The following is a 6,736-nucleotide window of genomic DNA, read 5'->3' as shown; positions in this document are numbered from 1 at the left end:
GCGGCGTCCCGGGGAGGGGAGGCCTCTAGACGAAGCCGGGGACGGTCTTCCAGGCGTCGCCGGGCCCGGGGGCGTCGTCGCGCTCCACGGTGGCCTCGATCTTGCCGTAGGGGCGGTCGGCGGCGAAGAAGACCTCGTTCGGGTTGTCCAGGCCGAACGGGGACAGGTCCACCAGGAAGTGGTGGTTGTTGGGCATGGAGAAGCGGATCTCGGCGATCTCCGGGTGCGCCTCCAGGACGGCCCTGCCCATCTCGTAGAGGGTCTGCTGCAGCGCCAGGCTGTGGGTCCGGGCGAAGGCGTCCAGGCACAGGGCGCGGACCGAGGAGTAGGTGCTGTCGAAGTCGTGCTCCACGCCCACGTAGCGCCAGCGGGCGGTGACGTCGGTGGCCAGGATCCGGTCGGTGGTCTCGGGCAGCGTCGTGTACCTGGTCTTGGGGTAGCCGTGGAACTCCGAGCCGGTGGACTTGAGCACGGACAGGCCCTCGAAGCCGGAGACCACCCACTCCCGGTCGCCCGTCTTGGTGACGACGGTGGTGCGGGTCTCGGCGCCCTTGCGCGAGAACGCGTGGTCGTGCGGGCCGGAGGAGGTCTGGATCCGCTCCCAGGAGTACTCGTGCACCTCCTGGCGGGCCCCGTGCACGTACTCGTGCTCGTCCACGAAGTGGCGGGCCAGACGCAGGGCGAAGTCCTCGACGGCGCCGACGCCGCCCCACTCGCGGGCCTTGGCGTAGACGGTGTTCTTCTGGGTGTCGGTCGGCAGGCAGGTGCTGTTGTCGCCGAGGGTGTGCACCGTCTCCAGTTCTCCGCGCAGCTGGGAGGTGACGTTGACGTCCTTGATCCGGTGGACGTCGGTGTCGCGGTTGACGTGGACGAGGCGGACCTCGGCCTTGCCGTACTGGTTGTCTCCGAGTCGGATGCCCATCAGGGTGAACTCCATCCGTGTGATGCGTGAAGTCGTCATCGTTCGCGCCGTGGCGCAAGTGCTACGAGGGAGGACCGCTGTGGTCGTGCGGAAGGACCTGTCGCGCACTCGAAGATTCAGGTTTGCCCTGGCCGGCGAGGATCTCCTGCCCGCCGCTCCCTTCCCGGTCGGCCGTGCCGCCGCGGTGGTCTGTGTGGGTGGTGCCCAGGGGGAGGGCGCGTGGCGCCCGCCCGGCTAGGAGCCCCGGTAGGTCGAGTAGGCGAACGGGCTCAGCAGCAGCGGGACGTGGTAGTGGGCGTCCTCGTCGGCGAGGTCGAACACGATGGCGACCTCGGGGTAGAAGCCGCGCTGGCCGGTGGCCCCGAAGTAGGCGGCGGTGTCGAAGACGATCCGGTGGTAGCCCGCGGGGAGCCGGTCGGGGCCCAGGTCGGGCACGCGCCCGTCGTCGTCGGTGCGCCCCTCGGCGACCGTCCGCCAGGCGCCGGGGCCGTCGGCGGCCTCCAGCCGCACGGGCACGCCGCGGGCGGGACTGCCCAGGGCGGCGTCCAGGACGTGGGTGGTGACGTGGCTCATGCGTCCTCCAGGAGTTTGACGAGGCGGAGCCCGGCGATCCGCCGCAGCTCCCCGCCGACCACGGCCAGTTCGGTGTCGCGGTCGTTGGACAGGCGCGCGACCAGGTCGGCGAGGAGTTCGCGGCTGGAGCGCCCGCTCGCGCAGACGAGGTAGATCTGCCCGAATCTGTCCTCGTACTCGCGCTGGGCGTGGGCGAAGATCCGCTGGACGCGCACGGAGGCGTCGTCGGTGTCGGAGGCGAAGGCGGACTGCTCTCCGCGCGACCATGCGGCCTCGGTGCCGGCGCCCTCGGCCTTCTCCCCGATGCGGGGGTGGCGGGCCAGCGCGGAGGCGACCTCGTCGGCCGTGACGGCGCGGGCGTGCCCGTCGGCCGAGGCCAGCAGGGCCGCTCGGTCGGAGAAGGGCGCCTCGGACGCGACTGCCGCGACCCAGCGGTCCACGTCCAGGCACTGCGCGAGCGCGGCGCGCAGCTCCTGTTGGGGCAGGGCGTTCAGGCGGGCCAGGCCGGGGTCGGGCCCGCTCTCCGGCTCCTCCGGGGTGCTCATGTGGTCTCCCGTGACTTGGCGCGAACCCCGGGTCCCCGTCCGTGGGACGGCGCACCGCCGCAGCCCCCGCCAAGAATTTTCGTAGTGCAGATAGCTAATTCCGTATTACGGATTGGAGGGACTCTAGTTGATGCGAGTGTGACCTTGTCAACACTCGCAAGGGGAGATCTGCGAAAAATAACCCGATCTGTGCCCGAGCACAAAGAAGGCCCGACCTTCTCACCGTCACACAGAGTCCGCGACGGGTTTCGGGGGGTTCGCGGGGTCGGCGCGCCCGGAGTGGCGTCCGCGGTGTGGGGGAGCCGGGTCCCGGAGTGGTTGACAAGCGGGGGTGCCCCGGCACACACTTCAATCATTCCTTAAAGCGAAAACTACTTTCCACATTGTGAAAGTAGATGCTGGAGGCAAGGTATGAGCCACACCCTGGGGTACACGGTGAACTGCTCGCTGCTGTTCACCGAGCTCCCCCTCAACGACCGCCCCCGGGCGGCGCGGGAGGCGGGCTTCGACGCCGTCGAGTTCTGGTGGCCGTTCGAGAGCCCGACCCCGCCCAAGGACGAGATCGACGCCTTCGTCTCCGCCCTCGACCGGGCGGGGGTCCGTCTCAGCGGCCTCAACTTCTTCGCGGGCCAGCTGCCCGGACCCGACCGGGGCGTGCTCTCGCACCCCTCGCGCAGCACCGAGTTCCGCGCCAACATCGACGTCGTGGTGCGCATCGCCGAGCGCACGGGCGCCACGGGCTTCAACGCCCTCTACGGCCTGCGCCAGCCGGGGGTGGACCCCGGCGAACAGGACCGGACCGCCCTGGAGAACACCGTCGCGGCGGCCGAGGCCGTGGCGGCGGTCGGCGGCACCGTCCTCATCGAGCCCATCAGCGGGGCCGAGAGCTACCCCCTGACCACGGCCGCGGACGGACTCGCGTTCGTCGCCCGGGCCCGGGAGGCGGGCGCGGACAACGTCGCCCTCCTGGCGGACCTGTACCACCTCGCCGTCAACGGCGACGACTTCGCCGCCGCGGTCCGCGACCACGCCGCCGAGTTCGGACACATCCAGATCGCCGACACCCCCGGGCGCGGCGAGCCCGGCACCGGACGGCTGCCCATCGGGGAACTGCTCACCGCCGCCCAGACCGGGGGCTACCGGGGGCTCGTCGGCCTGGAGTACAAGCCGACCGTGCCCAGCGCCCAGAGCTTCGGCTGGCTCAACTGACCCCCGGCCGCGCACCACGCCACCAGCAGCACAGCACCAGCAGCACACCAGTCACGAAGGGGGCCCTCGTGCCCGTCAGGAAGATCGCCTTCATCGGCCTGGGGATCATGGGTCTGCCCATGGCCGTCAACCTCGTCCGCGCCGGGTACACCGTGACCGGCCACAACCGCAGCCCCGAGCGCGTCGACGCGCTGGTCGCCGAGGGCGGCCTGCGCGGGGGCAGCGTCGCCGGGGCCGTCGCCGACGCCGACGCCGTCATCACCATGGTCCCGGACTCCCCGGACGTGGAGGAGCTCATGCTCGGCCGGGGCGGCGTCTTCGAGAACGTCAAGCCCGGCACCCTGCTCATCGACATGAGCACCATCCGCCCGGACGTGTCCCGCGCGGTGGCCGAGGCCGGGGCCGAGCGCGGCCTGCGCGTCCTGGACGCCCCCGTCAGCGGCGGCGAGGCGGGCGCGATCGAGGCCAAGCTCTCCATCATGGTCGGCGGCGCCGAGGAGGACTTCGAGGCGGCCCGGCCGCTCTTCGACGTCCTGGGCACCACCCCGGTCCTGGTCGGACCGAACGGCTCCGGCCAGACCGTCAAGGCCGCCAACCAGCTCATCGTCGCGGGCAACATCCAGCTCCTGGCCGAGGCCCTGGTCTTCCTGGAGGCGCACGGGGTGGACACCGAGTCCGGCCTGGAGGTCCTGGGCGGCGGGCTCGCGGGCAGCACCGTGCTCCAGCGCAAGGGCGCCGCCATGCGCAAGCGCGACTTCACCCCGGGCTTCCGGATCGCGCTGCACGACAAGGACATGCGCATCGTCACCGACTCCGCGCGCGCCGCCGGGGTCGCGATCCCGCTGGGCTCCCAGGTCGCGCAGTACGTCGGCGCGCTCAAGCACCAGGGCCACGGCGGCCTCGACCACTCCGCGCTGCTGAAGATCGTCGAGCAGCTCTCCGACCGCTCCGAGAAGTAACGGACCGGCCCTTCGGAGGCCAGGGTCCGCACCCGGCCCCGCGCCGTCCCTCCCCGGTGTTGGCCGCACCGGCGGACACGGCCCGCACGCGCCGTCCGGACCCACCCGCGGGCCCTCCCGCACCCCAGCAGCGCCACCCCTAGCACACGGCGTCATCACCACACAGCCACCAGCATCCCCAGCACTGAAGGGTTCGCTTCCCATGCCACAGATGCCCGCGATGAACGCGGTCGTGGAGGTCCTCAAGGACGAGGGCGTCGACACGGCCTTCGGCTGCCCCGGCGCGGCCATCCTGCCCCTCTACAAGGCGATGGAACAGGTCGGCGGCATCGAGCACCTGACCGTCCGCCACGAGGAGGGCGCCACCCACATGGCCGACGGCTGGTCCCGGACCACCGGCAAGGTCGGCGTGGCCATCGGCACCTCCGGCCCCGCCGGAACCAACATGATCACCGGCCTGTACACGGCCATCGCGGACTCGGTCCCGATCGTGTGCATCACCGGCCAGCAGCGCACCGACCTGCTGGACAAGGAGGGCTTCCAGGCGGTCGACATCGTCGAGATCGCCAAGCCCGTGACCAAGTGGGCCGTCCAGATCAAGGAGGCCGCCACCGCGCCCTGGATCTTCCGCGAGGCGTTCCGGATCGCCCGGGAGGGACGCCCCGGCCCCGTCCTGGTGGACATCCCCGTGGACGTCGCCCAGCAGCTGATCGACTACGACCCCGCCATCGACGCCCCGCTCAAGGTCAACGCCGTCGAGCCGCACCAGCCCCGGGTGGAGCGCGCGCTGGACATGCTGCTGGAGGCCGAGCGCCCCCTGATCCTGGCCGGAGGCGGCGTGATCACCGCCGAGGCCTCCGACGACCTGCGCGCGCTGGCCGAGCACCTCCAGGTCCCGGTGCAGGTCACCCTCATGGGCAAGGGCTCCTTCGACGAGGACTCCCCGCTGTACTCGGGCATGACCGGCGTGCAGACCTCCCAGCGCTACGGCAACGCCTCCTTCCTGGAGTCGGACCTGGTCCTGGCCGTGGGCGCGCGCTTCGCCGACCGCCACACCGGGCAGATCGACGTCTACCGGGGCGAGCGCAGATTCATCCACGTCGACATCGAGGCCACCCAGATCGGCCGGGTCTTCGAACCCGACCTGGGCGTGGTCTCCGACGCGCGGCTGTTCCTGCGCGAGCTGCTCGCCGCCGCGCGCGCCCGCGGCGCCAAGGCCGAGGTGCGGCCCTGGATCGACCGCGTCGCCGAGCTCAAGGCCACCCTGACCCGCCGCGAGGACTTCGACACGGTCCCGGTCAAGGCGCCGCGCGTCTACAAGGAGATCAACGAGGTCTTCGGCGAGGACACCTACTTCGTCACCGCGATCGGCCTGTACCAGATCTGGGGAGGCCAGCATCAGAAGGCGTACAAGCCGCGCCACTACCAGATCTGCGGCCAGGCGGGCCCGCTCGGCTGGGAGATCCCCGCCGCCATCGGCGTCAAGAAGGCGCTCAAGCACACCGAGCCGGACGCGGAGGTCGTCGGGATCGTCGGCGACTACGGGTTCCAGTACATGGTCGAGGAACTGGCCGTGGCCGCCCAGTACGACGTGCCCTACGTCATCATCATGCTCAACAACGAGTACCTGGGCCTGATCCGCCAGGCCTCGATCCCGTTCGACATGAACTACCAGGTGGACATCCACTACGACGAGTACGGCACCGACAACGTCAAGCTCATGGAGGCCTACGGCTGCTCCGGGCGCCGCGTCGTGGAGCCCGGGGAGATCCGCGAGTCCCTGGAGTGGGCCCGCAAGCAGGCCCAGGCCACCTCGCGGCCGGTACTCGTGGAGATCATGATCGAGCGCGAGGCCAACACGCCGCACGGGCCCGCGATCGACGCGGTCCGCGAGTTCGAGCCGGTCCCGGGGGCCTGACGGCGGGTGTGCCCCGTGCGGAACGCCTGCCACAGCGGACCAAACGGGGCACACCGGACACAGGTGAACCTGCCGTTACAGGGTTGTGTCCGGAGTGTTTCGCGACGTGCGTTTTCTCCGGCCCGCACCTGCGCAAACGTGGAGTCACCTTGACGACGGAGCCGCCGTGCCAGGGAGCGGGAGAACGCAACGGAGCCGTCGTCGGCACTCTCGGAAGTTGGAAAAGCATGTCCCCCCACGCGCGTTTCCTCTCTGCGGTCGCCGTCGCGGCCGTCGCGCTCACCTCCTCCGCCTGTTCCTCCCAGAACGGCTCCGAGGAGGAGTTCCAGGAACTCCTGGCGGAGAGCGGTCTGCCCGGTGACGAACTCAGGATCACGGCACCGGACTCCGAAGGGTTCTGGTGGGCCACCTACGAGGCCACGGACGACTGCCAGCTCCAGTTCAAGTGGAACGGCACCGACCCGGTGCTGATCTACGGGGCCCAGACGGACGGCTACCTGGAACTGGCCCCGGACGAGACCTACGTGGAGTCCTTCGGCCAGGGCAAGGTCCAGCAGGCCTGCCAGGGGGAGTTCTGACCGCTCCCGGCCCCGGGCGCGCCGCCCGGGGC

The 6,736-nt window shown here is 70.9% G+C and carries 7 protein-coding genes; 4 read left to right on the top strand and 3 right to left on the bottom strand.

The genetic code is table 11. From position 1 onward, the window contains the following. Positions 1-25 precede the first annotated feature (25 nt). From pucL to uraD, 3 genes are all read right to left on the bottom strand, one after another. Complete coding sequence (pucL, locus tag DQW06_RS15080) at positions 26-922, bottom strand: factor-independent urate hydroxylase (RefSeq protein ID WP_013151770.1); 897 nt, start codon at positions 920-922, stop codon at positions 26-28. Positions 923-1,156: 234 nt separating this feature from the next. Further along, positions 1,157-1,495, bottom strand: a complete 339-nt coding sequence (uraH, locus tag DQW06_RS15075) for a hydroxyisourate hydrolase (protein ID WP_013151771.1) — start codon at positions 1,493-1,495, stop codon at positions 1,157-1,159. Continuing rightward, positions 1,492-2,040, bottom strand: coding sequence for a 2-oxo-4-hydroxy-4-carboxy-5-ureidoimidazoline decarboxylase (gene uraD, locus DQW06_RS15070; protein ID WP_013151772.1), 549 nt, complete (start codon positions 2,038-2,040; stop codon positions 1,492-1,494). Before uraD ends, uraH begins: the two co-directional genes overlap by 4 nt. A 411-nt stretch (positions 2,041-2,451) precedes the next feature. Between uraD and DQW06_RS15065 the strand changes: the two genes are divergently transcribed. The 4 genes from DQW06_RS15065 (at position 2,452) to DQW06_RS15050 (ending at position 6,704) form a co-directional block, all read left to right on the top strand. Beyond that, positions 2,452-3,249: a hydroxypyruvate isomerase family protein gene (locus tag DQW06_RS15065; RefSeq protein WP_117198722.1), complete on the top strand. Its 798-nt coding sequence runs from the start codon at positions 2,452-2,454 to the stop codon at positions 3,247-3,249. A gap of 68 nt (positions 3,250-3,317) precedes the next feature. Then, positions 3,318-4,208, top strand: a complete 891-nt coding sequence (locus DQW06_RS15060) for a 2-hydroxy-3-oxopropionate reductase (RefSeq protein WP_013151774.1) — start codon at positions 3,318-3,320, stop codon at positions 4,206-4,208. A gap of 202 nt (positions 4,209-4,410) precedes the next feature. Next, positions 4,411-6,126 carry a glyoxylate carboligase gene (gene gcl, locus DQW06_RS15055; protein ID WP_071621574.1) on the top strand — a complete coding sequence of 572 codons (1,716 nt, stop codon included), beginning with the start codon at positions 4,411-4,413 and terminating at the stop codon, positions 6,124-6,126. A 227-nt stretch (positions 6,127-6,353) separates the two neighbouring features. Next, positions 6,354-6,704 (top strand): hypothetical protein, encoded by a 351-nt coding sequence (locus tag DQW06_RS15050; RefSeq protein WP_013151776.1) that lies wholly within the window; start codon positions 6,354-6,356, stop codon positions 6,702-6,704. The last annotated feature ends 32 nt before the right edge of the window (positions 6,705-6,736 follow it).

The sequence above is a fragment of the Nocardiopsis sp. TNDT3 genome (assembly GCF_003427465.1).
GTDB lineage: Bacteria > Actinomycetota > Actinomycetes > Streptosporangiales > Streptosporangiaceae > Nocardiopsis > Nocardiopsis dassonvillei.
The sequence above is the reverse complement of the archived record's forward strand: the minus strand, read 5'-3'. Positions and strand labels throughout refer to the sequence as shown.

Excerpts from the sequence above, each read along its gene's own strand:
- DQW06_RS15050 (WP_013151776.1), top strand. The coding sequence starts at position 6,354 with ATGTCCCCCCACGCGCGTTTCCTCTCTGCGGTCGCCGTCGCGGCCGTC.
- pucL (WP_013151770.1), bottom strand. The coding sequence starts at position 922 with ATGGGCATCCGACTCGGAGACAACCAGTACGGCAAGGCCGAGGTCCGC.
- uraD (WP_013151772.1), bottom strand. The coding sequence starts at position 2,040 with ATGAGCACCCCGGAGGAGCCGGAGAGCGGGCCCGACCCCGGCCTGGCC.
- DQW06_RS15065 (WP_117198722.1), top strand. The coding sequence starts at position 2,452 with ATGAGCCACACCCTGGGGTACACGGTGAACTGCTCGCTGCTGTTCACC.
- uraH (WP_013151771.1), bottom strand. The coding sequence starts at position 1,495 with ATGAGCCACGTCACCACCCACGTCCTGGACGCCGCCCTGGGCAGTCCC.
- gcl (WP_071621574.1), top strand. The coding sequence starts at position 4,411 with ATGCCACAGATGCCCGCGATGAACGCGGTCGTGGAGGTCCTCAAGGAC.